The 25,216-nt window shown below is 71.2% G+C and carries 24 protein-coding genes and 1 pseudogene; 7 read left to right on the forward strand and 18 right to left on the reverse strand.

The window, feature by feature from the left end; translation table 11 throughout:
* Positions 1-416: 416 nt before the first annotated feature.
* From uidA to ABZ464_RS37655, 3 genes are read right to left on the reverse strand one after another with little or no spacing between them, the layout of a single operon-like run.
* Positions 417-2,228, reverse strand: coding sequence for a beta-glucuronidase (uidA, locus tag ABZ464_RS37645; RefSeq protein ID WP_359285204.1), 1,812 nt, complete (start codon positions 2,226-2,228; stop codon positions 417-419).
* Between the two features lie 42 nt (positions 2,229-2,270).
* A complete protein-coding gene (locus ABZ464_RS37650; protein ID WP_359285205.1) occupies positions 2,271-3,086 on the reverse strand; it encodes an SDR family oxidoreductase in 816 nt (271 codons plus the stop codon).
* 28 nt (positions 3,087-3,114) lie between these two features.
* The gene (locus tag ABZ464_RS37655; RefSeq protein ID WP_359285207.1) at positions 3,115-4,317 is read right to left on the reverse strand and encodes a family 1 glycosylhydrolase; all 1,203 of its coding nucleotides are present in this window, start codon (positions 4,315-4,317) and stop codon (positions 3,115-3,117) included.
* Positions 4,318-4,638: 321 nt separating this feature from the next.
* On the opposite strand from ABZ464_RS37655, the gene ABZ464_RS37660 reads away from it, so the two are divergent.
* Positions 4,639-5,319, forward strand: a complete 681-nt coding sequence (locus ABZ464_RS37660) for a VOC family protein (RefSeq protein WP_359285209.1) — start codon at positions 4,639-4,641, stop codon at positions 5,317-5,319.
* A gap of 353 nt (positions 5,320-5,672) precedes the next feature.
* Here ABZ464_RS37660 and ABZ464_RS37665 read toward each other — a convergent pair whose 3' ends face one another.
* From ABZ464_RS37665 to ABZ464_RS37705, 9 genes are all read right to left on the reverse strand, one after another.
* Positions 5,673-5,855, reverse strand: coding sequence for a hypothetical protein (locus tag ABZ464_RS37665; protein WP_359285211.1), 183 nt, complete (start codon positions 5,853-5,855; stop codon positions 5,673-5,675).
* Positions 5,856-6,098: 243 nt separating this feature from the next.
* On the reverse strand, positions 6,099-7,022 hold the full coding sequence (locus ABZ464_RS37670) for an ABC transporter substrate-binding protein (RefSeq protein WP_359285213.1): 924 nt from the start codon (positions 7,020-7,022) through the stop codon (positions 6,099-6,101).
* An 89-nt stretch (positions 7,023-7,111) separates the two neighbouring features.
* Positions 7,112-8,119, reverse strand: coding sequence for an ABC transporter substrate-binding protein (locus ABZ464_RS37675; RefSeq protein WP_359285216.1), 1,008 nt, complete (start codon positions 8,117-8,119; stop codon positions 7,112-7,114).
* On the reverse strand, positions 8,116-10,092 hold the full coding sequence (locus ABZ464_RS37680) for an ABC transporter ATP-binding protein (protein ID WP_359285218.1): 1,977 nt from the start codon (positions 10,090-10,092) through the stop codon (positions 8,116-8,118). Before ABZ464_RS37680 ends, ABZ464_RS37675 begins: the two co-directional genes overlap by 4 nt.
* Positions 10,089-11,063 carry an ABC transporter permease gene (locus tag ABZ464_RS37685; RefSeq protein WP_359285220.1) on the reverse strand — a complete coding sequence of 325 codons (975 nt, stop codon included), beginning with the start codon at positions 11,061-11,063 and terminating at the stop codon, positions 10,089-10,091. The genes ABZ464_RS37680 and ABZ464_RS37685 overlap by 4 nt, the downstream gene beginning before the upstream one ends.
* Complete coding sequence (locus tag ABZ464_RS37690; protein WP_359285223.1) at positions 11,060-12,028, reverse strand: ABC transporter permease; 969 nt, start codon at positions 12,026-12,028, stop codon at positions 11,060-11,062. The genes ABZ464_RS37685 and ABZ464_RS37690 overlap by 4 nt, the downstream gene beginning before the upstream one ends.
* Positions 12,025-13,602: an ABC transporter substrate-binding protein gene (locus ABZ464_RS37695; protein ID WP_359285226.1), complete on the reverse strand. Its 1,578-nt coding sequence runs from the start codon at positions 13,600-13,602 to the stop codon at positions 12,025-12,027. Before ABZ464_RS37695 ends, ABZ464_RS37690 begins: the two co-directional genes overlap by 4 nt.
* Positions 13,603-13,661: 59 nt before the next feature.
* Positions 13,662-14,921 carry an LLM class flavin-dependent oxidoreductase gene (locus ABZ464_RS37700; RefSeq protein WP_359285228.1) on the reverse strand — a complete coding sequence of 420 codons (1,260 nt, stop codon included), beginning with the start codon at positions 14,919-14,921 and terminating at the stop codon, positions 13,662-13,664.
* Positions 14,922-15,088: 167 nt separating this feature from the next.
* Positions 15,089-15,184, reverse strand: coding sequence for a putative leader peptide (locus tag ABZ464_RS37705; protein ID WP_359285231.1), 96 nt, complete (start codon positions 15,182-15,184; stop codon positions 15,089-15,091).
* Positions 15,185-15,420: 236 nt separating this feature from the next.
* On the opposite strand from ABZ464_RS37705, the gene ABZ464_RS37710 reads away from it, so the two are divergent.
* The 3 genes and pseudogenes from ABZ464_RS37710 (at position 15,421) to ABZ464_RS37720 (ending at position 17,353) form a co-directional block, all read left to right on the forward strand.
* Positions 15,421-16,227 carry an IclR family transcriptional regulator gene (locus tag ABZ464_RS37710; protein ID WP_359285234.1) on the forward strand — a complete coding sequence of 269 codons (807 nt, stop codon included), beginning with the start codon at positions 15,421-15,423 and terminating at the stop codon, positions 16,225-16,227.
* Between the two features lie 623 nt (positions 16,228-16,850).
* Positions 16,851-17,033, forward strand: a pseudogene (locus tag ABZ464_RS37715) (flavin reductase); the annotation flags it as partial.
* A 116-nt stretch (positions 17,034-17,149) separates the two neighbouring features.
* Entirely contained in the window at positions 17,150-17,353 is a 204-nt protein-coding gene (locus tag ABZ464_RS37720; RefSeq protein WP_359285271.1) for a flavin reductase, read from the forward strand.
* On the opposite strand, the gene ABZ464_RS37725 is transcribed toward ABZ464_RS37720, so the two are convergent.
* The gene (locus ABZ464_RS37725; RefSeq protein ID WP_359285277.1) at positions 17,302-17,517 is read right to left on the reverse strand and encodes a hypothetical protein; all 216 of its coding nucleotides are present in this window, start codon (positions 17,515-17,517) and stop codon (positions 17,302-17,304) included. The two genes, ABZ464_RS37720 and ABZ464_RS37725, sit on opposite strands and share 52 nt — an antisense overlap.
* Between ABZ464_RS37725 and ABZ464_RS37730 the strand changes: the two genes are divergently transcribed.
* Positions 17,416-17,730 (forward strand): 3,4-dihydroxy-2-butanone-4-phosphate synthase, encoded by a 315-nt coding sequence (locus ABZ464_RS37730; protein ID WP_359285237.1) that lies wholly within the window; start codon positions 17,416-17,418, stop codon positions 17,728-17,730. The genes ABZ464_RS37725 and ABZ464_RS37730 overlap by 102 nt on opposite strands.
* A 314-nt stretch (positions 17,731-18,044) precedes the next feature.
* Here the strand turns inward: ABZ464_RS37730 and ABZ464_RS37735 are convergent, their stop codons facing one another.
* From ABZ464_RS37735 to ABZ464_RS37750, 4 genes are all read right to left on the reverse strand, one after another.
* Positions 18,045-19,232, reverse strand: coding sequence for a lipid-transfer protein (locus ABZ464_RS37735; protein ID WP_359285240.1), 1,188 nt, complete (start codon positions 19,230-19,232; stop codon positions 18,045-18,047).
* A gap of 8 nt (positions 19,233-19,240) precedes the next feature.
* Entirely contained in the window at positions 19,241-20,791 is a 1,551-nt protein-coding gene (locus ABZ464_RS37740) for a long-chain fatty acid--CoA ligase (protein ID WP_359285243.1), read from the reverse strand.
* A gap of 71 nt (positions 20,792-20,862) precedes the next feature.
* Positions 20,863-21,984 carry a DUF5938 domain-containing protein gene (locus ABZ464_RS37745; protein ID WP_359285246.1) on the reverse strand — a complete coding sequence of 374 codons (1,122 nt, stop codon included), beginning with the start codon at positions 21,982-21,984 and terminating at the stop codon, positions 20,863-20,865.
* A 64-nt stretch (positions 21,985-22,048) separates the two neighbouring features.
* The gene (locus tag ABZ464_RS37750; RefSeq protein ID WP_359285248.1) at positions 22,049-22,852 is read right to left on the reverse strand and encodes an SDR family NAD(P)-dependent oxidoreductase; all 804 of its coding nucleotides are present in this window, start codon (positions 22,850-22,852) and stop codon (positions 22,049-22,051) included.
* A 254-nt stretch (positions 22,853-23,106) separates the two neighbouring features.
* Between ABZ464_RS37750 and ABZ464_RS37755 the strand changes: the two genes are divergently transcribed.
* Positions 23,107-23,742 (forward strand): TetR/AcrR family transcriptional regulator, encoded by a 636-nt coding sequence (locus ABZ464_RS37755; RefSeq protein ID WP_359285250.1) that lies wholly within the window; start codon positions 23,107-23,109, stop codon positions 23,740-23,742.
* 242 nt (positions 23,743-23,984) lie between these two features.
* The gene (locus ABZ464_RS37760) at positions 23,985-24,362 is read left to right on the forward strand and encodes a response regulator (protein WP_359285274.1); all 378 of its coding nucleotides are present in this window, start codon (positions 23,985-23,987) and stop codon (positions 24,360-24,362) included.
* Positions 24,363-24,485: 123 nt separating this feature from the next.
* Here ABZ464_RS37760 and ABZ464_RS37765 read toward each other — a convergent pair whose 3' ends face one another.
* Positions 24,486-25,202, reverse strand: coding sequence for a GntR family transcriptional regulator (locus tag ABZ464_RS37765; RefSeq protein ID WP_359285252.1), 717 nt, complete (start codon positions 25,200-25,202; stop codon positions 24,486-24,488).
* Positions 25,203-25,216 lie beyond the last annotated feature (14 nt).

Here is a 25,216-nt window from a genome sequence, read left to right on the forward strand (position 1 = left end):
GCGTCGTCGGCGCCGTGCCGCCGTGGTGTCCCCGGCGGCACGGCACCGGGGAATCCCCCAGCGGGTGTCGGCCGCCGCCCCGGAGCGGGGCCGGCCGTCGACGACTGCGCTGCCGTATCGCCGGAGGCACCCGCGAACGGCACCGGGTCACAGTGCCGGGCTCCCGTGCTGTCCGCTGTCGGCGGCCCCGTGGTGTCGGCTCGGGGGACGGCGATGACGGAGACGGCCGGGCGAGCGGCGGACGTGGCGCGGCGGCGCCCCGCGCCGCCGGGTGGCGGGCCTGGAGAGGCTCGGCCCGGCACCCGGCGCCTCGATGGTGCGGAGTCGCACCAGGTGGGGAGAGGCGGCGGAGGCATGGGCCCGCCTTTCTCGGTTGCGGCGGTGTGCGACCGGAGCGTGGCGTACCGCCGCGGGTGTCAGTCGGACGCGGCCCGGCCGGGCTTGCGGCCGCCCAGTGTGTGCCAGCGTCGGCGCAGGGCGAACGCGGCCGACTTGGGCTTGCGGTCGCGGGTGAACACGCCCTTCTTGTTGCCGTCGACGCGGTGGATGCCGGGGGACGTCTGGAAATCCGCGAAGTTCCACACGTGCTCGCCCACGAACTCCGGGATGCGGTCGAAGACCCGGTGGTACATGGCGAGGAAGTCGCTCTGGTACTCCTCGCTCCACGGTGCGTCCCACACGGAGTGCAGGCCGGGCTGGGTGTCGGCACCGTACTCGGACATCATGACCGGCTTGCCGAAGCGCTGGACCCAGCCGCGCAGGTCCTGTTCCAGGTACCCCTCGGCGGTCGCGAGATCGCCCGTGAAGAGGTACCAGCCGTAGTAGCGGTTGATGCTCAGGACGTCGAACAGGTCGCCGATCCGGTCGTTCTGCGGCGTCGCGAACATGACGGCGGAGTAGGTGAGGGGCCGGGTCGGGTCGAGCTTGCGGGCCAGTTCGACCAGCGGCTCGAAGTACTCCCGCGCGCCGTCCTCGTTGGAGGCCGGCTCGTTGGCGAGGCACCACATCACCACGCTCGGGTGGTTCTTGTCCCGCTCGATCAACTCCCGCAGGTGCTCGGCGTGGACGTCCCGCGTGGTCCCGCCGAAGTTCTCCGGGGCGAAGGTGGGGGTCGGCGGAATGCCGGTGAGCCCGCCCTGGACTCCCAGGTTGAGGCCGACGGCGGCGGTCTCGTCGATGACGACGACGCCCTGCCGGTCGGCGAAGTCCAGCACCTCCTCGGCGTAGGGGTAGTGGGAGGTACGGAAGGAGTTGGCCCCCGTCCAGTTCAGGAGCTGGAAGTCGTGGACGAGGTAGGCGTCGTCGTGGCCCTTGCCCCGGACGGGGGTGTCCTCGTGCTTGCCGAAGCCGGTGAAGTAGAACGGCTCGCCGTTGATGAGGAACTCGGTGCCTCGCACCTCGACGGTACGGACCCCGAAGGCCTGCGTGTAGCTGTCCGCGGTCTCGCCGTCCGCGGCCGGCTCCACGACGAGGTCGTAGAGGTAGGCGGCGCCCGGCCGCCAGAGCGTGACGTCCTCGATGCGCAGGACGCCCTCGGTGCCGTGTCCCTCCGCGACGGTCCGGCCGGCCTCGTCGACCGCGCGCACCCGCACGGTGACCGTGTCGGCGTGCTCGCCGGCGACCTCCACGCGGTAGGCGACGGTACCGGCCGCGCCGTCCCGTCCGGTGACGACGGTGACGTCCTCGACGAAGGTCTTCGGCGTGCTGTAGAGGCGCACGGATCGGGCGATGCCCGCGTAGTTGTAGAAGTCGTGCAGGTACGACTGGCGTTCGCGGCCGTCGGGGCCGGTCGTGACGGTGCCGGGCGGGATGGTCACGTTCGTCAGCCGGTTGTCGACGGCGACCGTCAGCCGGAACTCCGTGCCGGGCTCGACGATGCCGGTCAGGTCCGCCTCGAACGGCGTGTAGCCGCCGGTGTGCTCGGCCACGAGCCGGTCGTCCGCGTAGACCCGCGCGGTGTGGGTGACGGATCCGAAACGCAGCACGACCCGTTCGTCGGTCCAGCCGCGTGGGACGCGTACGTCGCGCTGGTACCAGACGACGCCGACGTGGTCACGGATCTCCGTGTCCACGAACAGGTCGTTGTAGCTGGCGGGGACGGGGGCTTCGAGCGGTGTGGCGAGCCGTGACGTCCAGGGAGTGGCACCGGTCCGGGTGTCGAGGGCGAACCGCCAGAGGCCGTCGAGACCGACGACGTCGCGGGTGGGGGTGGTACGGGGCGAGAGCATGGGATTCCTACCGGGTGTTCGGGGCGGTCGGGGCGGCGCGCGTCAAGCCGTTTCACCGGCGTCCGCGAGGAGCGTGCTGCCCGTCATGAACGCCGAGAGGTCGCTGGCGCAGAACAGCACCACCCGGGCGATGTCGTCGGGCACGCCGAGTCGGCCGAGTGGGCCGGGCTGCATCACGGACATGATCGTCTCGGAGTCCACGCCGGCCGCGGCGGCCGCGGCGAGGTTTCCCTCGGTCGGCACGAACGTCGGCGCTACGCCGAGCACTCGGATACCGAACGGGGCGAATTCAAGGGCGAGTTGACGGGTGAGGCCGCGTGCCGCGTGCTTGGAGCCGACGTATGCGGCGAGCCCGGGAGCCGTTCCGCGGAACCCGGCCGTGGAGACGACATTGACGATGACGCCCCCGTGCCCGGCCTCGCTCATCCGGCGCGCTGCCTCCCGGGAGCCGAGGAAGACACCGCGGGTGTTGACGGCGAACACCTCGTCGAAGGCCTTGTCGGACATCTCCAGCGCGGCGATGCTGGGGAAGATCCCGGCGTTGTTCACCCAGATGTCGACTCCGCCCAGCTCCCGGACCGCGAGGTCGGCGACGGCCGCGACGCTGTCGGAGTCGGTGACGTCCAGATGGGCGGCCAGGGCACGGCCCCGGCCACGGGCGCCGAGTTCCTCGGCGGCGGCGGTGGCGAGTTCGTCCTGGATGTCGGCGACGAGCACGTCCGCTCCGGCTTCGGCCAGCCGCTCGGCGACGGCCCGGCCGAGTCCCTGGCCCGCGCCGGTCACGACGGCGCGCCGCCCGTTCAACGAGACGAGCTCGGTCAGGGACTTGGCCGAGACGTCGGGTACGGATACCTGCACGGTGTGTCCTCCGCGTGTGGGACTGTGGTCAGATCCGGCCGCGGCGGGCGGTCTCGCCCAGCCACGCGAGAGAGGGCTTGGGGCGGCGCTCGAACGTCTCGCGGTCGACCGCGACCAGGCCGAACGTCGGTGCCCAGTGGCCCCACTCGTAGTTGTCGAGCAGGCTCCAGTGCAGATAGCCGCGGACGTCCACCCCGTCGGCGATCGCCTTGCCGAGGTGCTCCAGGGCCTCGCCCGTGTAGGCGATGCGGCGGGTGTCGTCGCCGATGGCGATGCCGTTCTCGGTGATGAGAATCGGCAGGCCGTCGGTGACCTCCGCGGTGTGCCGTACCGCGATGCTCAGCGCGTCGGGCCGGTAGGCGGTCCCGACGAGGGTGTTGTCCGGGTGCGGCGGGTAGGGCTCGATGCCGTCCGGGCCGACCCACTGGCTGGAGTAGGACTGCACGCCCACGAAGTCGTCGCCGCGCGCCCCCTCCAGGTAGAGGTCCTCCCAGATGTGCTCCAGCTCGCGCTTCTTCTCCTCCGCGCCGGGGCGGGCCACGAAGGCGCGGTTGGCGACCGTCCAGCCGACCTTGGCGCCGGTGCGCTCGCGCAGCACCTTCCGCGCGGCGTGGTGAGCCTCGACGAGCCGCTCGCCGATCTCCGTGTCGGGGGCGGGCAGTTGCGGGCGGGGGCCCTCGTTGTCGAGGGTGGGGCTCTGCCACTCCCCGCCGGCCTGCGCGTTCTGGAAGGCCCGCGCCATGCCGACCATGATGGCCAGCATGTTCGGCTCGTTCATGGTGGCGACCCACTCGACTCCGTCGAGGATCGGCGCGACCGTCTCGACGTAGGTCCGGAACCGGTCCACCGCGCGGTCGCCGAGCCAGCCGCCCTCCTCGGCGAACCAGAGCGGGCTGGTGAAGTGGTGCAGGGTCACGACCGGTGTCAGACCGAGCTCGAAGGCCGTGTCGATCATGCGCCGGTAATGGGCGAGTTCGGCGCGTGAGACCAGGCCCGGGAGCGGCTCGATCCGTGCCCACTCGATGCCGAAGCGGTAGGCGTTGAGCCCGGCGTCCGCGAGCAGCTTCATGTCCTCGCGGTAGCGGTGATAGCTGTCGCAGGCGTCACCGCTGCGCTCCATGCCCGGGATGCGCCCCTCGTTCGCCCAGAAGTCGCTGTTGAGGTTGTTGCCCTCGATCTGGTGCGGTGCGGTGGACGCGCCCCAGAGGAAACCGGGAGCGAGTTCGGTCATCGTCGACTGCCTTCCTGAGTGCCGATGGTGACGGGCCCCACGGCGCGCCGCCCAACTGTTACCATGTGGTTGGTTTTCGCTGGAACGTAATCCGAGATCGAGGGCTGGGGAAGGCTGCCGGGGTGTTTCGTAACCCGAGCGTTACATTCGGGCGGTCGCCGACGGGATCCGGCGCGGTGCCGCCCCGGGCTCAGGGGTGCGTCCTCGCATCGAGAAGAACGAGACTCCCAATGGTTGAAACTCCATTTGCGACATGCCAGAGTTACCTTCTCCTCAGGGAGATCAAAGTTCTCCCGCCGCGAGACCGGTGCAGGCGTCGGCATGACGCACGACGGCACCCCGCGCACCTTTACGGCTGTACCTGAGGCCGCATCACGTTTGCCAAGGCTGACCGCGCGCCCGCCGTCGGAGCCGTCCGCCGGACCCGGATCGCGCCCACACCCCGAGAACTGGAGAGAATCCGTGATACGCAGACGAGCCATGCTGTTTGCCGTACCGCTGTTGCTGGCGGTCGGGTGCGGTGCTCCCGCCGCGACCCACATGACCACCGACTCGCAGGGGGCCCCCGCGAAGGCGATCGCCGCGCGGGCCGTCCATTCGGCGGGTGACGCCGCGTCGACGACGGGTTCGGCTTCGGACGACGCGCCCGCACCGACCGGAACCATCGTCATGGTCAAGCTCTACGTCGGCACCCTCGACGCCGCTGAGCAGTTCTACGGCAACGTGTTCGGTGCGAGGTTCGCCGTCGCGCAGGGCGACAACGTGCACATCGTCGTGTTTCCCGGCGGCGGGCCGGGACTGGTGCTGATCAAGAAGGGCCCCCACGACAAGAAGAAGCACGGGGCCTTCATCATCCAGGTTCCGGACAAGGACGTCGCGCAGGCGCGGGCGGTCGCGAACGGCGCGCGGATCCAGGCCGAGTTCGAGGCCCCGGACGGTTCCCGGTCCGTCGACGTCCTCGATCCATGGGGCAACCAGGTCGAGATCCTGCAAAGGGGCTGAGTCCGGCACCCGGCGTTGCGCGCCGCATGCGGCAAGGCGCGCTCCGCGAGGTGGCGCGGCCGTCCGGACCGGGCCGGTCCGGACGGCCTGGAGCGGGTCGGGCGCCGTGGTCGGGCGCGTCCGACCACCGTTACGCGGCTGCCGGACGGTGTGCATCGTCCGTTGTGCGTGGGTGCCGACACGGCTCCTCTTCCTGCCGCGGCTCACCCGGCGGCGGGTCCGGTTCCTCGTCGCGGGCTGTGACATGCCCGGCTGCGTGGTGTTGTCGCAGGTCGGGGGAGATGTCCTCGGTGCCGAGGACATCTGTGTCGTTCAGGCCGTCGAACGATGCGACTCGTGTCCGCGACCGCCCGTCACGGGCGGCCGGCCGCATCGGCGTCACCGGGCAAGCCGTCGGCCGCGGACCGGCGGTGCTCCGTGCCGGAGGAGAGCACACGGTCGTCGGCCTCCGCCTGCGCGATCGTGACACGCATGCCCTCCCCGGCGTACGGCCGTGCGACCAGCCCGTGCGCCTCGAACGTGGCTGCGGCGGCCAAGGCGAGGCCAACTGCGTCTGTTTCCCGCTCGGCGCCGTGAGCGGGACGGCGACTGCTACGCCGCCAACCGGCACCGCTACCACCCCATCGCCGTCAACGTCATGGACTCCCGGCTCCGCAAGCTCGGCATCGACCCGAGCGCACTGCCCGCGGCCCCGGCACTCAGGACCGGTGACAGGTTCGGCCTGCTGGAGGAGTCGACCGCACTCCCCGGTCCGTCGGCACCATGGCGCGAAGGAGTGGTCAGACGGTCGCGCGAGGCTCGGCCAGCGCGTTCGCGACCAGCGGTTCCAGCGAGGTCAGCCGCGCGTCCGCGACGGTGATCGGCGTGGGGATGTAGCCGTGTGCGGCGAAGATGTCGGCGGCTTCCTGCTGTTCGGCGATGAACGCGTCGCCGACGGGTTCGAGGCGCCAGGGCAGGTCGGCCAGCGCGCGGTGCCAGTCCTCCACCGAGCCGCCCTGGCCCTCGGCATGGAGCGCCGCCGACGCGGGGATGTTCGCGTCGGCCCAGTCGTCGGCGTCCTGGAGCGCGCGGACGATGACCGCGACCAGGTGAGGACTGGTCTCGGCGAACCGCCGGCCGGCGAAGAACACGGACCGGTCCGTGATCACGTCGCTCGCCTTGAGCAGGACCCGCACCGCCGGATCGCGCAGCGCGGCGGACAGCTCGGCTCCCTGGGCCACCCAGGCCGCGATCTCACCGTCCCGCAGCCGGCGCGCGCTGTCGCCGGAGGAGACCGGCGCCGTCGCCGGCCGCTCGGCGATGATGTCCGTGCCGTACGACAGACCGGCCGAGTGCAGTGCCTTCGCGACGAAGTGGGTCTGCCACGAGCCGATCGACAGGACGACGGTGCCGCCGCGCAGATCCGCGACGGACCGCACCGGACCGTCCGCGGCCACCAGCAGCGCGCCGTGCTCGGGGCGCGGTGCGGACACCGCGGTGTAGACGATGTCGTGGCCCGCGGCCTGTCCGGTGATCGGCGGAGTCGAACCGGTCCCGCCGAAGTCGATGGTGCCGTCGCCGAGCAGTTCGCCGACGCGCGTGCCCTGCACGGGCAGCCATTCGACTGTTTCGCCGTGCGGTTCGAGCGCCCCTTCCAGAATGCCCAGGCGCGACAGGTGGTACAGCGACGGGTTGGCGCCGTGGACGCCGATCTTCACGGTCATGGGTGTCTCCGAAGGACGTTCAGGTGGGTGATGGGAGAAGGGCGATGGGGCATTGGGGGATGGGGGATGGCTCGGGCCGGAGGGCCGGCTCAGTACGGCGGACGCCGGGCCACGAGCGCGCGGGCGCGCCGCAACGGCTCGGGGTCGGCCCAGCCGCGGACGTCGACACGCTGCCGCAGGAAGCCCTGGGAGTGCAGGAACCGCTCCTGGATCTCCAGCAGTTCAAGACGCTCGTCGGACAGGTCGACGCCCAGGGAGGTGTGGCCGACGCCCCGGTACGCCTGAGCCACCGCGGCGTCTCCCGCGCCCGTCTCGGCGCCCAGGATCCGCGCCACGTCGTCGCCGTTGCCGCGTGCCCAGTCGGCCGTGGCCAGGAGGACGGCCAGGAAGCGGTCCACGACGTCCGGGTGTTCGTCCAGCAGCCGCTGATGCACCGTGATGGGACGGGGCGTCCCGTTGTTGACCCGGGCACGCCGATCCGGCTGTGCGTCGAGGTCGACCGCGACCACCGCGCCGGAGCGGGCGGCGGCTTCGACGGCGAGGGCGCCCTTCACGTACACCGCGTCGACGTCCCCGCGGGCCAGCGCCGCGAGTTCGGCCTCCCACTGCCCGTGCGCCGAACCCGGCACCTCCACCAGGTGCGCGTCGCCGAGCCCGAGCCCGGCGGCCGACAGCGCCCCGGCGAAGCCGTGCAGTGCCATGGCCCGCCAGAAGTCGATCGCGATGCCGTGCACCGGGACGGCCAACCGGGCGCCGCGCAGGTCCGCGGAACCGGTGATCCCGCTGTTCTCCCGCACGAGAACCGACTGCCGCTCCTCGATCCAGGTCAGGCCGATGAGCCGGGTCGGCTCGCCCTGGGCGCGCGCCCACAGGGCCGGGACGTTGCCGCCCTCGCGGAACAGCGCGGGATGCGCGTGGGTGTAGTGGTGGTCGGCCGCGAGGTCGCGGGGCACGTCCTGGAGCGACCGTACGGCGATGCCGTCGTCGGCGAACTCCCCGGCCAGCCAGCCGCGGTCGGCGGCGATGCCGGTCGCGGTGGGCACCGGGCAGCGGGTGAACCACAGTTCCGAGGGTCGGGCGGTCGTCGGGGAGGTCACAGCGGTGTCCGTTCCTGGTCGGTGGTCGGGTTGACGGAGGCGACGGGGGAGGCGGGCGCGAGGACGTCGGCGGACGCCGCAAGCCGGGGCGCGGCCGCCACGAGCGAGCGCGTGTACGCCTCGTGCGGTCGGTCGAGGACGGTGTCGACCGGGCCGTGCTCGATGACGCGTCCCCGGTACAGGACCGCGATGTCGTCCGCGACGGCCCGTACGACACCGAGGTCGTGCGTCACCAGCAGCATGGCCAGGCCGTCGGAGCGCAGCTGCCGCAGGAGACCGAGGACGCCCGCCTGTACGGAGACGTCGAGCGCGGAGGTGATCTCGTCGCAGATGAGCACCTCGGGCTCGCAGGCCAGTGCACGGGCCACCGCGACGCGCTGGCGCTCGCCGCCGGAGAGCTCGCGTGGCAGGGAACCGGCGGTGCGGGCCGGCAGGGCGACCCGGTCCAGCAGGGCCAGGACGCGGCGTTCGGTCTCGGCACGGTCGGTGCCGAAGCAGTGCCGGAGCACCGCGCCCAGGGTCTGACGGACGGTCAGGCGGGGGTTGAGCGCCCGGTACGGGTTCTGGAACACGTACTGCACCTCGCGGCGCAGCGCGTGCGTTCGCGCGGCGACCGGCCAGGGAACCGGGGCTCCGCGAACGGTCAACGTGCCGGTCGCCGGGGTCCCGAGCCCGGCCAGGGTCCGTGCCAGTGTCGTCTTTCCCGCTCCGGACCCGCCGACCAGCGCCGTGCAGGTGCCGGGGCGCAGCGCGAGGGACACGCCGTCGAGCACGGTGTGCCGGCCGTACGCCACGCGTACGTCGCGGGCTTCCAGCAGGGGCGGGTCCGCCGGGGCCGGTGGCCGGGCGGGTTCGGCGGTGCGCAGGGGCCGGGCCGGTTCCTCGGGCAGCGGGCCGTGCCCGGCGGCCGGTGCCGCGAGGGCGTCCGGTTCTGCTGGAAGCGGGTGGTGGCACGCCACCACGGTCCGCGCACCGACGGGCGTGGGCCCCGGCCGCTCGGCGCGGCACTGCGCGGTCGCCGCCGCGCAGCGTGGTGCGAAGGCGCAGCCGCCGGGGTTCTCGCCCGGCGCCGGAGCGTGTCCCGGGATCGTGGCCAGGTGGCGCCGGCGGGTGACGTCCGGCACCGCCGCGAGCAGCCCGTGCGTATAAGGGTGACGCGGCCGCGCGAACAGGTCCCGCGTCGGTGCGGTCTCGACGATCCGTCCCGCGTACAGCACGACCAGCCGGTCCGCGAGCGCCCGCACGACCGCGAGGTCGTGCGAGACGTAGACCGCGGCCACGTCGTGCGCGCGGCACAACCGGCGCACGGTGTCGAGCACCCGGGCCTGCGTGGTGACGTCCAGGGCGGTCGTCGGTTCGTCCAGCACGATGAGTGCGGGACGCAGCACGAACGCCAGGGCGAGCAGGACGCGCTGCTGCTGCCCGCCGGACAGCTGATGGGGGAACCGCCGCAGGAAGGCACGGTCCTGCGGAAGGCCGACTTCGTCCAGGACATCGGCGATCCTGGCACGCCGTTCGGCCCGCGGCAGACCGGGCTCGTGGATCAGGAGGACCTCGTCGAGGTGCGTGCCCACGCGCAGTGCCGGGTTGAGCGCGGTCGCCGGGTCCTGCGGGACGTATGCCGCGCGCCGGCCGCGCAGCCGACGCAGCGTGGCCGCGTCGGCGTCCGTCACGTCGACGCCGTCGACGACGATCCGACCGCCGCTGACGCGCGCCCCGGCCCGGGTGTGCCCGAGCAGCGCGGTGGCGGCGGTGGTCTTGCCGGACCCGGTCTCGCCGACGACCGCGACGATCTCGCCGGGGGCGACCTCCAGGCCGAAGTCCGCGACGATGTCGGCGCCGTCGGGCGTCACCACGCGCAGACCGGACACGGCCAGCAAGGGAGCCGGGCCCCGCGACGGGACCGGAGCGCCGGCGGTGACGGCACCGGGTTCCCGCGGGCTGTGTCCGTCAGGGGAGTCCGGGGTGCTCACGGGGTTCCCTCCTTGCGGTTCTGCCCGTTCGTCCTGCGAGGGCGACGCCATGGAGCACGCTCCGGGCGACGGGTCTGCCCGGTCGCGCGCGCGGCGCCCTCCGCCATGGCGTTGGTGCCCAGCGCGAAGACCGCGATGAGCAGTACGGGGGCGAGTACACCCCACGGCTGCAGCTGCAGTCCGGCGCGGTTCTCGTTGATCATCAGACCCCAGTCCGCCGCCGGGGCGGTGACGCCGTATCCGAGGAAGCTCAGCCCGGCCAGCAGTTCGACCGCCCAGGTGAGCATGGTGCCGAAGTGGACCAGCAGCGGCGCGGCGATGTTCGGCAGCACCTCGCGCAGGAGCAGCAGCCGCCTGGGGTAACCGATCAGGCGTGCCGCCTGGACGTACTCCTGGGTGATGACACCGAGCGCGGCTCCCCGGGCGAGGCGGACGGTGCCCGGCAACAGGGTCAGCGCGACGGTGAGCACCATCAGCCGGCGCTCGCGGCCGAACATGGACACGACCAGGAGGACCAGCACGATGTTCGGGAAGGCGAGCAGCACGTCCGCGAGCCAGACCACGGCCCGGTCCGGCGCCCGGCCGGCCCGTGACGCGCCGAGTGCGCCCGAGAACGCCGCCGCCGTGCCGAGGACTGTCCCGGCCACCAGCGCGAGCGAGGCCGCGGCGACCGTCATCGTGACGACCGAGCGTCCCCCCGCGAGGACCCGGGACAGGACGTCGTGCCCGAGGTAGTCGGTGCCCAGCAGCCCGGAGGAGCCGGGTGCGGCGTAGGCCGTCCCGGTCAGCGCCTCGGGGGCGTGCGGCGCGAGGTACGGTCCGGCCAGTGCCACCAGCGTGATCGCGAGGGTCACAGCCAGCCCGACGCGGACCTGCCGGTCGCGCAGTGTCGCCCGTACCAGCCCCTCACCCCGCCGCACTTCGGCGGGGGAGCGCGGCGCCACGTCCCGCGTGGCCGTTCCCGCGCTCATGCCGACGCCCCGGAGCCGGTCCGCAGGTGCGGGGTCAGCAGGACCGTCGCCAGGTCGGCGAGCAGGTTGACGGTCACCACACCCGCCGCCACCACCAGCACCACCGCCTGGACGACCGGCAGGTCCCGCACCTGCACCGCGCTGTTGAGAGCGGTGCCGAGCCCGGGATAGGAGAAGGCCGCCTCCACCACCAGCGACCCGCCCAGCAGCACACTCACCGTGAGGGCGACCGCCTGGACCAACGGCACCAGCGCGTTCGGCAGCGCGTGCCGGACCAGCAGCCGCCGTTCCGGGACACCGCGCAGCCGGGCGGCCGCGACATGGTCCGCGTCGAGGGCATGGGCGACCGCGGCGCGCACCTGCCGCAGCAGGTAGGGCGCGACCGACAGGGCCAGGGCCGACGACGGCAGCACGAGGTATTGCGGCTGGTCCCACGGCGACCGCCCGGGCTCGATGAGCGACGCCGCGGGCAACGCGTGGAACACGGTGGTCGAGAAGACGATGATCAGGCCGACGGCCGTGACGAACGCCGGGATCGCCTGCGCCGCGACCGCGGTCGAGGTGATGACACGGTCCAGGGGCCGGGCCCGGTGGGCCGCCGCCGTGGTGCCGAGCAGCAGGGCGGCGGCGACCGCGGCCCCGGTCGCGCAGGTCACCAGGGCGAGCGTGTTGCCCAGCCGCTCCGAGACCAGGTGTCCGACCGGCACGTGGGAGTCCAGCGACGTGCCCGGGTCGCCGCGCAGCACACCGGTCAGCCAGCTCCGGTACTGCTCGGCCGGCGGCCGGTCGAGTCCGATCTGCCGGCGCAGTTCGGCGACCGACGCCTCGGGCGCCTGGGGACCGAGGATGGTGCGTGCCGGGTCGGACGGCAGCGCCTGCGTCGCGGCGAACACCACCACCGACACCGCCCAGACCGCCACGAGGCCCGACAGGGCGCGCCGCGCCAGCCAGCGTGGCCACGTCATCCGGCGACCCACAGCTTCTCGAACCGCCAGAGCGGGAACTGCGTGTGCTCCGCGGTCACGCCGCCGATCCGCTGGGCGACGGCGTCGACGTTGTTGACGAAGCCCCAGATGATCAGGCCGCCCTTGTCGTACTGGATCTGCTGCATCTCGTGGACGAGGGGGGTGCGCTTGGCGACGTCCGGCTCGCCCAGCGCCTGGTTGAACAGCTTCGTGAAGCGGGGGTCGGAGAAGTGGGTCTTGTTGTTGTTCGACCCCGGTGCGTCCAGATGCAGGCCGGTGACCAGGAACGACTCGGTCAGCAGCTCGCCGGTGCTGAGGGCGAAGTCGGTACGCTGCGGGCCGTCGAAGGTGGCCGAGTCGACCTTCTTGACGTTGACGGTGACACCCGCCTTCCTGGCCTGCGTGGCGAACACCAGTGCCGCGGACTCGCTCGTGGGGTCGGGACCGGTGACCAGCTCGACGGTGAGGTCCTGGGCGCCGGCCTCGCGCAGCAGCCGCTTGGCGCGCGCGACGTCGTACGGGCGCTGCGGCAGCGATGTGTCGAACGTCGGATCCTGTGGGGAGTAGAGGTCGTTGGCGATCCGGCCCTGACCGGACAGCGCACGGTCGACCAGATCCTGCCGGTCGACGAGCAGCCGGAACGCGGTGCGCACCTTCTCGTCGTCGAACGGCGGCTTGGAGAGGTTGAGTTCGAAGCCCTGCCAGCCGTTGGTCCTGGACACCACCGTGTGGACGGCGTCGCTGGAGCCCAGCAGCCGTATCTGGTCGGCCGCGATTCCGTTGGCCAGGTCGATCTGCCCGGACTGGAGTGCGGCGATGCGCGACTGCTCGTCCTTGAAGTCGATGATCTCCAGCTCGTCGGCGTAGGGCTGCCCCGGGCGGAAGTAGTTCTCGAACCGGGTGAACAGCGAACGCTGGCCGGGCGTGAACTCCTTGAGCTTGTACGGCCCCGCCCCGACCGGCTTTCGCGGGTCGTAGTCGACCGGGACGATGCCGCCGAAGTTGGTGAAGTTCTCCGGGAAGGGCACGAAGGCCATGCCGTTCTTGAAGTGGAACCGCACCGTGCGGTCGTCGAGCTTCTGGATGCGGTCGCGGTCGACGTACGACAGCAGCCCGGCGTAGGGGGAAGCCAGCTCGGGATCGGTCAGTCGCCGTGCGGAGAACACGAAGTCGTCGGCGGTGATGGTCTTGCCGTTGTGGAACTCCAGGCCCTGCTTGAGGCGCACGGTCCACGTCCTCGCGTCCGGGCTGATCTCGGCGGACTCGGCGAGGGTGAGCGCCGGCTGCATCTGGGCGTTCCACTCCCACGGCTTCGCGTAGAGGGCGAAGCCGCGGATGATCGAGCCGTTGCCGATCGGCTTGTGGGCGTCCAGGTCGCCGTTCTGGTTGACGTCGATGATGCCGAGCCGGATCCGGCCGCCGCGGCGCGGCTTTCCGGATGCGGCGCCGCCTGCCGCCGAGCCGGTGTCCGCACCGCCGCACGCGGTCAGCAGGCCGCTGCCGAGCAGGACGCCGAGCCCGGCGGTGGCGCCGAGGAATCTGCGGCGGGAAGGGGCGGGGGAAGGAACAGTCACGGGGTGCTCCAAGCAGAAGTCGGGGAAGTCCGGGGAATGCCGGGCGATGCAGGGAGGCGTCAGACCACGGAGGGCAGGGCGGGCCCGGTCGCCGTCCCCGTCTCGGCGCCTTCGTCCGTGCCGGGGGCGGTGGGTGCCGACGGCCGTGCCTCGCGCAGCACCGGAACGTCGAAGCCGTGGTCCAGGTCGAGCAGCGGGAACACCGACTCCGCGAAGCGCTGGGCCTCGCCGATCAGCGGGAAGCCGGACAGGATGAACGCCTCGGTGCCGTGCGCGCGGTACTCGCGGATGCGCGCGGCGACGTTCTCCGCGCTGCCCACCAGGTAGATCCCGGCGCCCGGCCGGATGACGTCGAATCCGAACATGCTCGGCCCGGCCCATACGTTGGGGTGGATCTCCAGGTCGCTGACGTCCGGCAGACGTCCGGCGCGCAGGGCCTCGACCCGGCGTATCACCTTCGGGTCCGCGTCCGGTTCCGGGCGGTAGGTGTCCAGGCTCTCCCCGGGCCCGAACTGGCGGGCGGCCAGCGTCCGGGCGGTGTCGACGTCCGTGCGCCGAAGCAGCCGGTCCGCCGCCTCCCACGCCTCGTCGTCCGTGTCGCGCACGATCACCTGCAACCGGGTGCCGTAGCTCAGCGAGCGACCCAGCCGGGCCGCCTCGGCACCCACCCGGCGGAACTTCCCGCCCAGCCGCTCCGGGGTGTCGGCGAAACTCAGGTACACGTCGAACAGGCTGATGGCATGCGCCACTCCGGCCGGCGAGGTGCCCGCGCCCCACAGTTGGGCGCGTGACTGCCCGGGCCGCGCGTGCCGCCAAGCCGACAGCGGCCCCTCGTCGTTGCGGCGCGCCGCGATGTCGGTGAACTGCCCGCGGTAGGCGTCCAGTTCGCCGCTGTAGACGTGCTGGAACGCGCTCCAGTACTCGGCGCTGAACTCGTAGCGCGAGTCGTGCTCCAGATGCACTCCGTAACCGGCCAGCGCCGCGTCGTTCCCGTTCACGACGTTGAACAGCAGCCGCCCGTCGCTGAACCGGTCGATGGTCCTGGCGATCTGCGCGAGCTTCGCGGGGGAGACCAGCCCCGGATAGACGGCGGTGAGGAAGCGCAGGGTGCGGGTCTCCGCGGCCAGGGCCGCCGCGGTCGTGAGGCCGTCGTCGCTGCTGGTGCCGAGCAGCGCGCCGTAGTAGCCCAGGCGGTCGATCGCGACGGCCAGCTGCCGCAGGTGGTCGAAGGGGGTGTCCCAGCGCCCGCGCTCCTCCCACGGGTAGGGACCGTCGGGGGCGGTGAGGTACCAAAGGATCTTGACCCGCTGGTCGGGCATGACGCATTACCTTTCGGCGGCGGAGAACGTCGGGCGGAGGTCGTCGGGGCGGACCGCCGGGTCGGCGCGCGCGGCGGACGACGACGGTGTGGACGACGACGGGGATGAAGGGAAACGGGCCCTCGACGGCAGGGCCGCCTGGCCGCGCCGGAGGAGTCAGCGACCGGTCAGCGACAACAGCAGCCGGCGACCCGCGCCAGATCGATGTACCGGCGCGAGGTCAGCGGGGCCGGCGAGACGGGGGTGCCGCGAAATGACGTCATGACACCCTCCTTCGGACTCGCCGGTCGACGCGGAGCGCCTCGACGGCGCCCGCAGCAGGAGGCTGACACGACTGGCAGGGCCGGGCAACTCTTCCCACATGGTGGGAGGAGTTGTTTCGGCGGCCTTAAATCTTCGCCCCTGGGTGGCCGGGCATTGCCGCATGGTGGGACTCGGAAGTACGTTCCGCGTCGGCGTACGCACCCTGTCGCCGCGCCCTACCGACGAGGAACCAGCCATGCCAGGCCCCCAGCGGATCCCCACGACCGCCCCCGCACCCGCCGGCGCCCAGGCGGTCCTCCGCGCCCTCGGCGTCCTCGACTGCTTCCGCGAGTACAGCGCGGAGGGACTGAGCGCGTCCGACATCGCGCGCCGCATGGACCTGTCCGTCTCGACCGCCCACCGCCTCGCCCGCACCCTGCTCGCCGCCGGGTTCCTCGACCAGGACGACAGCACCGCCCGCTACCAGCTCGGTTCCGTCGTCGCCGAACTCGGGCAACTCGCCTTCCACCAGCGCGGGCTGCACCGCGCCGCGCCGGAACTCGAACAGCTGAGCCTCCGTACGTCCGCCACCGCGGACCTCGCCATCCGCAGCGGCCGCCACGCGCTGATCCTCGTCGGCCGCTCGGTCCAGCCCGGGACCGGGCCCGGTCTGCGCCGCCCGCTGCACTCGACCGCCCTCGGCAAGGTCCTCCTCGCGTGGGCCCGGCCGGACGACGAGGTCTCCGAGACGATCCTCGACGACCTCCCGCTGGAACCCCTCACCGACCGTACGATCACCGACCCCGACGCACTGCGCAGGGAACTCGCGCTCGTCCGTGCCGACGGCTACGCGCTCAACGACGGCGAATCGGCGGTCGGCGTGCGAACACTCGCCGTTCCGGTGCTGGACCGCGCCGGCCGGGCCCACGCCGCACTCGCGGTCCGTTCCACCCCCGCGGTCATGACGGAGGACCGCATCGCGTGGTTCCGCGAGTGCGCCCGCACCTGCGCCGACGCGCTGGAGGTACTCCTGCTTCCACCGCACCGTCGCCGAATCCGCTGAGCGCCGTCCACTCGGAGGGACGCGGACGTCGCCCCCGAGGGACGATCACCCTCGATCTGGCGTGAGCACATTCAGCGCCACGGCTACGGCTTCCACCATTTCGGCAGGCTCACCACCGACTACGACGCGGCTGTGAAGCGCTATGTGGAACGCCGGGCATGAACTGGTCCATGAGACAGGCTTGCCCACCGGGGGGCGCCTCGGTTTCGTCGACACCACCGGCGCTCTGGCGGGATATCAGGAAATCGTGAAACCAACGAGCCGACCGACGCGTTGTTCGCCCAGTTCTATGCCGCCGGCCTCACCTCCCTGATCGAGCAGCCGGTTCGGGTTTCGATCCGGCGGCTGACCGCGAGGGCGGCGGACACGATGGTCAGGTGTGCCTCGATGGAGCCGTGTCCGCGGTGGCAGATCGGCCGGCCCCGCAGGTCGTGTTCGGTGATTCGGAAGGACTTTCCGACGGTGAAGAGCCGGTGGTAGCCGGGTCTCAGTTGATCCTCGTGCGGGCCGATTGTCGGAGTGTGATTCGAGTGAGAAGCCGAACAGGAGGGCTGTCCCATGTCGAACACGGTGTCCGGGTTCTCCCCGGAACCCGCCACGACAACGGTTGTGGCGGTGTCCCGATGACCACGCGTTCCGTGAGCCCGATCCAGGCCGCCTTCAGGGAGACCAAGGCGGTCGTGTGCACGCCGGTCGCGGTGATCACGACCCGGCGGCACGATCTGCCGTATGGCACCACGGTGAGCGCCTTCGCGGCACTGTCCATGGATCCACCCATGGTGCTGGTGGCGCTCGACCGGAACTCGCAACTACTGGAGATCGTGCGGGCCACCGGCACGTTCGGCGTCAACGTCCTCGGCAGCGATCAGGCGCTCTGGCGGCGAACTTCGCGCGCAAGGGCGGACCGGGGAAGTTCGCTGGCATCGAATGGCAGGAACACTCCGGCCTGCCACGCATTCCTGGTGCGGCAGGGTTTCTGGGCTGCCGCGTCGCGGGCCTGGTCGACGGCGGCGATCACGTCGTGGTGCTCGGTGCTGTCATGACGGCGGACAGTACGGCCGGCGAACCGTTGACCTACCGCAACAGGGAGTTCGGTACCCACACCAGGCTCGAGGAGGCGCCGTGAGCGGGGGCAGGGCTCCCGCAGGGGCTGTACAGCGGGCCGTCGCCGCGCTGGCGTCGGGTCAGATGATCGTGGTGACCGACGACGCGGACCGGGAGAACGAGGGCGATTTCGTCGTCGCCGCCGAACTGGTCGGCGACGAGCAGATGGCCTTCCTGGTCCGACACAGCACTGGAATCGTGTGCGCACCGATGCCTCAGGCGCGCGCGGACGAGCTTGGGGCTGCCACCGATGGTGGCGGACAACACCGACTCGCAACGGAGGTCGTTCGATGTGCGACAGCAAGCGATGGCAGTGCCTGCCGTGCCGTCGCCCTCGCCTGGGCGGCGGACAAGGCACTGACCTGGGTGCGGTGCGGGCGAGAGCCCCCGTTGTCGTGACCACCGGGACCAGCAGGCACTACTGGCCCATGACCGCGAAGGATCGCCTTCATGTGTGGCCCGACGCCCCGTGGCTCGCGCCGTGCCGGAAGCAGTGCCCTGCCGGGGTTCCGTCGCAGGCGACGGCGGACACGACGAAGCGGGCCATTGAGCTCGCGGCCTTCCGTGAGGCGGCGAGCGGTGAGAAGGGACATCATCGACCGGCCCCGGAGGCCGCGAGCCCGGACCGGGGTCTCCGAGGAAGGTGATTGCAGCCGGGAGCCGCAGCGGAGGTCAGCCGAGCTGGACAGGGCCGCGCCCGGCCCGGGGCGTGTCTATGGTGCCTTCTCGTAGAGCGTGACCACGCAAGCCCCGCCCAGACCGATGTTGTGCTGGAGCGCGGTCCGTACGTCCTCGACCTGGCGAGCGTCGGCCTGGCCGCGCAGCTGCCAGGCAAGCTCGGCGCACTGGGCCAGGCCGGTCGCTCCGAGGGGGTGTCCCTTGGAGAGCAGGCCGCCGGAGGGGTTGGTGACCACCTTGCCGCCGTAGGTGTTGTCGCCGTCGAGCACGAACTTCTCGCCCGTGCCCTCCGGGGTGAAGCCAAGAGCTTCGTAGCTGATCAGTTCGTTGGACGTGAAGCAGTCGTGCAGCTCGGCCACGCCGATGTCCTCCGGCCCGTACCCGCTCGCCTCGTAGACCTGCCGGGCGGCCTCCCGCGTCATGTCGTAGCCGACGACCCGCATCATGTCGCCCGAGTCGAATGTGCCCGGCGTGTCGCTGGTCATGGCCTGGGCGCGGATCACGACCGGGGAGCGCACGCCATGGCGACGGGCGAACTCCTCGCTGCAGAGCACCGCCGCGGCGGCCCCGCAGGTGGGTGGGCAGCACTGCAGCCGGGTCAGGGGCCCATAGATGTGCGGCGAGGCGAGCACCTCGTCCTCCGTGAGGGGGGTGCGGAACACCGCGTACGGATTGCCCGCCGCATGCCGGCGGGCCTTCACCGCGATCTTCGCGAAGGTGGCCGGATCGGTGCCGTACCTGTCGGTGTACGCGACGCCGGCGCCACCGAACAACTGGGCCGCGACCGGTATCCGCTCGTCGAACCCCTGCAGTTCGGTCATCCGGTCGAGCAACCGGCGCAGTGGATCCGGGCGGTCGTCCCAGACGCTGCCCAGCGCACCGGGGCGCATCTGCTCGAAGCCGACTGCCAGTACACAGTCGGCGGCGCCGGAGGCGACGGCCTGGCGGGCGAGCCAGAGGGCCGAGGAGCCGGTGGAGCAGTTGTTGTTCACGTTCACGACGGGAATCGCGGACAGGCCGAGGGAGTACAGCGCGCACTGGCCGGCCGTCGAGTCCCCGTAGACGTACCCCGCGTAGGCCTGCTGGACGGCTTCGTACGGAATCCCGGCGTCGTCCAGTGCCGACCGGGCGGCCCGCTCGGCCATGACGGGGTAACTCTCGCTTCTGCCGGGCCTGCCGAACGGGACCATGCCGACCCCGGCCACGCGCACTCTGTCAACCATGAGATCTCCTACGACCGGCTGCCGGGGAGTTCACGCAGGAGCTGCGCTCTGACCTCGTTCTTGAGGACCTTGCCGACCTTCGACCGGGGGAGGTCCGGCCACACCTCGACCTGCTTGGGAGCCTTGACGCCGCCGATCCTGGCCTTGACGAAGGCGCGCACGTCGGTCCCGGTCACGTTCTGGTCCGGGTGGAGTTGCACGACCGCGGTCACCCGCTCGCCCCACTTGTCGTCCGGGAGGCCGACGACCGCGCAGTCCTGGACGGCGGGGTGCCCCATGACCGCCTGCTCGACTTCCGCGGAGTAGACGTTGAAGCCGCCGCTGATGATCATGTCCTTCGCGCGGTCGACGATGAACAGGTAGTTGTCGGTGTCGAGGTAGCCGATGTCCCCGGTGTGGTGCCAGCCGTACCGGGACGTTTCCTCCGTGGCGAGAGGGTTCTTGTAGTAGCCCGCCATCACGAGGGAACCGCGCACCACGATCTCGCCGGGCTCACCGGGCGGCAGCAGGTTGCCCTCACCGTCCATGATGGCGACGGTCACGAGCGGAGCGGGCCGTCCGGCGGAGGCGAAACGTTCGGAGGCGAGCGAGCCGTCGGCGTGGAAGTGGTCCTCGGGCGCCATCGTCGAGATCATCATGGGGGCCTCGGACTGGCCGAAGAGCTGGGCCATCACCGGGCCGATCCGCTCGATGGCCTCCGCCAGCCGGGCCGCCGACATCGGGGCCGCGCCGTACCAGAGGCACCGCAGGGATGTCAGGTCCGTGGCCGGCAGACGGGCGTTGCCGAGGAGCATGTAGATCAGGGTCGGGGGCAGGAAGGTGTGGGTGACCCGGTGACGTTCGACCAGCGCGAGGAACTCGGTCAGGTCCGGCGTCGGCATGATGACGATCTCGCCGCCGAGCGTCATGACGGGGAAGCACAGCACTCCGGCCGCGTGGGTCAGCGGGGCGAGCGCCAGGTAGACCGGGCGGGTGCCGAACGGGTAACTCATCAGCGTCAGCGCCGACATGGTCTCGATGTTCCGGCCGGTCAGCATGACGCCCTTGGGTCTGCCGGTGGTGCCGCCCGTACCGACGAGCATGACGGTTTCGTCGACGGGTTCGGCCTGCCAGGGCGCGGCGGGAACGTCGTCCAGCCACTCGTCGAAGGCTGTCGCGAAGGCCGGGGATCCGTCGAGGCAGACCAGCGTGGTCAGCTTCGGCAGGTCCGGCAGGATCTTCGCGACCAGGGGGGCGTAGGCCTCCTGGAAGACGAGGCAGGCGCAGTCGAAGAGGTCCAGCAGGTCGCGGTTCTCGGCGGCTTCGTTGCGGGGGTTGACCGGGCACCACACCGCGCCCGCCCGCGAGATGCCGAACACGCAGGAGAAGGCGGTCGGATCGTTCGCGGAGAGGACCGCCACCTTGTCCCCGGGGCGTACTCCCGATCGGTCCAGCGCGCGGGCCACCTGCCAGGAGAGCTCCTGGACCTCGCCGTATGTGAGTGTCTGGTCCCCCGTGGTCAGGCAAGGGGTCCCGGGGCCCAGGGACGCGCCCTTGTCGAGGTAGTCGGTCAGCCGCACGGACGCCATCCTCAGTGGTTGCGTGGGTGACCGGGGGCTCCGCGCCTGAGCGGCAGGAGCCCCCGGAACGGTCAGCTGTGAACGGTCAGCACCGGGTCGAGTACGAGGCCGAACGCCTTGAGCACGCCGAGCAGCTCCCGGTGGCCGAAGGCCTGGCAGGCCGACGCCAGGCCGACGCGCCTGGGCGCCTGCTGCAGCAGCGAGTACGCGGCGTACGCCTGGAGCAGCCCGGTCTGCTTGTAGTTGCTGTTGCCGTGGATCACGCAGTGCGCGCGCCCCAGCGGGCCCGAGGCGTGGACGGAGTCCACCGAGGTGTTGATTCTCGGGTTCTCCCGGGGCGGCATGCCCGCCTGCACCGAGGCGGCGACCTCGGCCAGCGCGGCGTCCTGCTGGTCGGCCGGAAGGGTCTTGATCTGGGCCTCGACCATCTTCACCGTCTCCACCACGCCCTGCATGACGCCGCGGTCCAGGACGCCGCCGAGGACCCTGCAGCTCGCCACGCGCGGGTCGTTCTTGAACCACACGGGATGACTGGTGCCGCCCCACGGCAGGGCCAGCGCCGTTTCGTGCCGTCCCGGGACGGCCACCTCGACGGCGGTGAGCGGGTCCCACTTCTTGTACTGGTTCTCCTCCAGGTAGTGCCAGTCGGCCTTCAGGATGGTGAAGATCGTCTGCGTGGAGGCGTAGGTCGGGAACCCCTTCCACAGCACCAGCATGTCGAGGGTGTCCAGGCCCGGTGTCTCCAGACAGATGTTGGCCGCGATCTCACCGGTGGTGTACATCTGCGCGACACCGGGTGCGAGCAGGAGGCCCTTCTCGGCGTACTGGTCGCCCCATCGGGTCTGCGCGTCGAGGAGCCAGTCCTGCTCCCCGGTGGTGTCGAGGTAGTGGCAGCCGGCCGCGAGGGCGGCCTCCACGACCTCCGGCCCGTACTTGATGAACGGGCCGACCATGTTGCTCACCACCCTGGCGCCGCGGAAGAGCTCGGTCAGCGGGCCGACCGCGTGCTCGACCTCGACGACCTCGTGGTCCACGGTGTCGATCCCGGGAACCTTGTCGAGGACTTCCTGGATGCGGGCCTTGTCGCGGCCGGCGGCGATGAAGGGGACGTTGTATTCCCGGAGGTACTCGCAGACGAGGCGGCCGGTGTAGCCGGAGGCCCCGTAGACGACGACGGGCTTGTCGTTGCTCATGATCGTTCGGCCTTTCGGTGGTTCGCGGTGGGAGAGCGTGGTGGAGGAGCCGGGAAGGGGCCCGTCACATGCCCATGCCGCCGTCGACCGGCAGGCCGGCCCCGGTGATGAAGCGGGCGCCGTCCGAGGCGAGGAAGACCACGGCGTCGGCCATGTCGGCGACCTCGCCGAGCCGGCCGAGCGGCGTCAGGGCGATGACGTCGCCGACGGCCGCCTCCGCGCTCGGCCACAGGCCCAGGCTCTCCATGTCCGCCGCGAGCTTGGCGCCCATCTCGGTCGGTACGAGGCCGGGGTAGACACAGTTGACGCGTACGCCATAGCCGAGTTTGCCGGATTCCAGAGCGGCCACCCGGGTGAGCCGGTCCACCGCCGACTTCGTCGCGGAGTAGCCCGCGATGCCGGGGAACGGGATGGTCGCCGCGACCGACGAGATGTTGACGACGGCGCCACCGCTGCCGGCCGGACCGCCGGGGCGCATCGCGCGGAAGGCGTGCTTGACGCCCAGTGCCGTGCCGAGGACGTTCACCTCCAGCATCCGGCGGACATCGGCCGGGTCCAGGTCGGCGACCAGGCCGGAGATCTCGACGCCGGCGTTGTTGACGACGATGTCCAGGCCGCCCAGCTCGTCGATCGTCTGCGAGATGGCCGATTCCCAGCTCGCGTCCTCGGTCACGTCGAGGGAGACGAAGGCGGCGGTGGCGCCGGACTCCCTGAGTGAGTCGACCGTCGCCTTGCCCGCCTCCTCCCGGATGTCGCCGATGACGACTGCGGCGCCGGCCCGTGCCAGTGCCTCGGCCATGCCTGCCCCGAGTCCTCGGGCCCCACCCGTCACCAGGGCCTTGCGCCCGGTCAGGTCGTACACGCTCATGGAACATCTCCTCGTCGAGATGACGTGCTGTCGGCGTCACGCACTCGGCCGTAGGGAAAGTCCGGACCGGGGGACTGCGGGACGTGACGTCAGCGTAGGCATTTCTGGACAGTCGTCAAGACTTTCCTTGACGACTGTCCAGGTATTCTTTGACGACTGTCCAGATTTTTGCTGGGCTCTCGCCCCCGGCCGCGATAGCCTGGCGCAGCGGTCCGCATGGTGCGGGCGGGCGGAAGGGCCGACGGAGAGGCACTGTGACCCAGACTGCGGGCAAGAGCCGGGACAGGATCTCCCGGCGGCAGGTTGACAAGTTCGCCGAGCGACGGGCGCAGCTCGCGGCGTCCGCGCTGCGGACCCTGTCCGAACTCGGCTACGCCCGCACGAGCCTGCGCGAGATCGCGCAGAACTCCGAGTTCTCCCATGGTGTCCTGCACTACTACTTCCGCGACAAGGTGGAGCTGATCACCTACTGCGTGCGGCAGTACAAGGCGGAGTGCGTCACCCGCTACGACCAGATCATCGTCACCGCGGGCTCGGCCGAGGAGCTCGCGCAGGGCTTCGGCGCGGCGATGGCGGACACGCTGCGCGAGGAAGCGCCGATGCACAGGCTCTGGTACGACCTGCGGAACCAGAGCCTGTTCGAGGAGTCGTTCCGTGACGACGTCCTCGACATCGACCAGAGCCTGGAACGGATGATCTGGCGCGTCGTCAGCCATTTTGCCGAACTCGTCGGCTCACCCCCCGTGGTATCGCCCCAAGCGGCGTACGCGGTCTTCGACGGGCTCTTCCAGCAGGCGCTGCTCGGGTACCTGACCGGTCGCGACACCGCCGCGGACGACCTCCGCAAGGATGTGGAGCGTCTCCTGGGGCAGTTGGTCGTCGGCGCCTGAGTGCGATGGCAGTCGTGCAGCGCGGATGAATCGGGGTGGCCGATGGGTGGCCGGACGCCTTTGGGCTGTGCAGCACGAGGTGGCGGCGCCGAACACGGTGCATGTGGTCTGATCAGGCACCACGCCATCACGTGGCATCAGCCGTCATCAGGCAACATGATCGCTCATGGTCCCAGGATGCAGGTACCTGTCAGATCCGACAAATCCCCTGACCAAAGGTGCGTCAGACTTGACCCAGAGAGCTGCTTCGACGCCCAGGCGGCGATCGGACCAATGCCACCGGGAACGAGGCGATTGAAGCCGTCCGAGAGCGCAGGCCCGACGTGGTCCTGCTGGACGGCATGCTTCCCGACCTGGACGGCACCGAGGTCTGCCGGCGGCTCCGGGTGGCGGGTGACTACACCCCGGTGCTCTTCCTCGGCGCCCGCACCACGGTGGAGGACGAGTGCCACGCGCTCGCCATGGGCGGCGACGACTATGTCACCAAGCCCTTCGACATCTTCGAGGTCGGTGCGCGGATCCGTGCGCTCGTCCGCCGTGCCCAGGGCCCCGGCATGGTCCGAGGCGCCGACCGCGTCGCGGCCGCCGTCCTCTCGTCTTCCCGCATCCGTGGCGCCTGATGATCAACTTTTCATCAGCGATCGACCCGGATCCGCTCAGAGTTTCATCAGAACCACATCAGAGCCTTGCCGCGGAGCCGTCCGGGGCGGCACCCGCCGTTTCGGGCACGCCTCACGCATGGGTCAGCCGCGCACCGAGGTGATCTCGCTGGAGACGACCGACGGCCAGCGGGTCAGGATCCTCAGGACGCGCGTGTGCAGGTCGCCTATGTAGTCTCGGGTGCGCGCGGCGGCGGCGTCGCTTTCGCGCCGCTCGATGAGATCGATCCATTCCGTGTCGACCGCTGGATCGGGCACCGATGTGTCGGCCTCGACCATGATGAGCGCCAGGATTCTGGCGATGTCGTTCTGCAGTCGGTCGTGGACCCTGATGAGGTAGTCGTTGTCGGTCGCCGCGGCCAGACTGGCGAAGGCCGCGGTGGCCGTCTCGACCCGCCGCAGGGGCTGCTCATCGCCCTCCCCGGCCTCAGGGTCGCCGCCTGGCAGTGCCGCGGTGAACGCGGCGACGATCTGGCGGCGCTGTTCGGCGGTGGCGTCCTGCACGCCGAGGCGGACGGTCTCCGGCCCCACGATCCGCCAGAGCGTGAACAGATCGTCGACGGACTTCAGAGTCAGCGGGGTGACCTGGTAACCCTTGCGGGGCAGGGTTCGGACGAGCCCCTCGTGACTGAGGCGGGTCAGCGCGTCCCGAACGGGGGAGATACCGAAGCCGGTCGTCTCGGCGAGTGACCGTTCGGTGAGGCGCTGGCCCGGAACGAGTCGGCAGGACACGATGTCGGCCCGTAGTTTCCGGTACGCGGCATCGCCGAGTGACACGGGTTCGGACGAGGTGACTGACACGTGACTCGCTCCCG

The organism is Streptomyces sp. NPDC005820, from assembly GCF_040630255.1.
Lineage (GTDB): Bacteria > Actinomycetota > Actinomycetes > Streptomycetales > Streptomycetaceae > Streptomyces.

What these genes read in the sequence shown, in the direction of transcription:
- ABZ464_RS37745 (WP_359285246.1), bottom strand. Translation starts at nt 21,984, where the DNA reads ATGAGCAACGACAAGCCCGTCGTCGTCTACGGGGCCTCCGGCTACACC.
- ABZ464_RS37705 (WP_359285231.1), bottom strand. Translation starts at nt 15,184, where the DNA reads ATGACGTCATTTCGCGGCACCCCCGTCTCGCCGGCCCCGCTGACCTCG.
- ABZ464_RS37730 (WP_359285237.1), top strand. Translation starts at nt 17,416, where the DNA reads ATGATCGTGGTGACCGACGACGCGGACCGGGAGAACGAGGGCGATTTC.
- ABZ464_RS37710 (WP_359285234.1), top strand. Translation starts at nt 15,421, where the DNA reads ATGCCAGGCCCCCAGCGGATCCCCACGACCGCCCCCGCACCCGCCGGC.
- ABZ464_RS37735 (WP_359285240.1), bottom strand. Translation starts at nt 19,232, where the DNA reads ATGGTTGACAGAGTGCGCGTGGCCGGGGTCGGCATGGTCCCGTTCGGC.
- ABZ464_RS37660 (WP_359285209.1), top strand. Translation starts at nt 4,639, where the DNA reads ATGACGCACGACGGCACCCCGCGCACCTTTACGGCTGTACCTGAGGCC.
- uidA (WP_359285204.1), bottom strand. Translation starts at nt 2,228, where the DNA reads ATGCTCTCGCCCCGTACCACCCCCACCCGCGACGTCGTCGGTCTCGAC.
- ABZ464_RS37655 (WP_359285207.1), bottom strand. Translation starts at nt 4,317, where the DNA reads ATGACCGAACTCGCTCCCGGTTTCCTCTGGGGCGCGTCCACCGCACCG.
- ABZ464_RS37690 (WP_359285223.1), bottom strand. Translation starts at nt 12,028, where the DNA reads ATGACGTGGCCACGCTGGCTGGCGCGGCGCGCCCTGTCGGGCCTCGTG.
- ABZ464_RS37750 (WP_359285248.1), bottom strand. Translation starts at nt 22,852, where the DNA reads ATGAGCGTGTACGACCTGACCGGGCGCAAGGCCCTGGTGACGGGTGGG.
- ABZ464_RS37685 (WP_359285220.1), bottom strand. Translation starts at nt 11,063, where the DNA reads ATGAGCGCGGGAACGGCCACGCGGGACGTGGCGCCGCGCTCCCCCGCC.
- ABZ464_RS37670 (WP_359285213.1), bottom strand. Translation starts at nt 7,022, where the DNA reads ATGACCGTGAAGATCGGCGTCCACGGCGCCAACCCGTCGCTGTACCAC.
- ABZ464_RS37700 (WP_359285228.1), bottom strand. Translation starts at nt 14,921, where the DNA reads ATGCCCGACCAGCGGGTCAAGATCCTTTGGTACCTCACCGCCCCCGAC.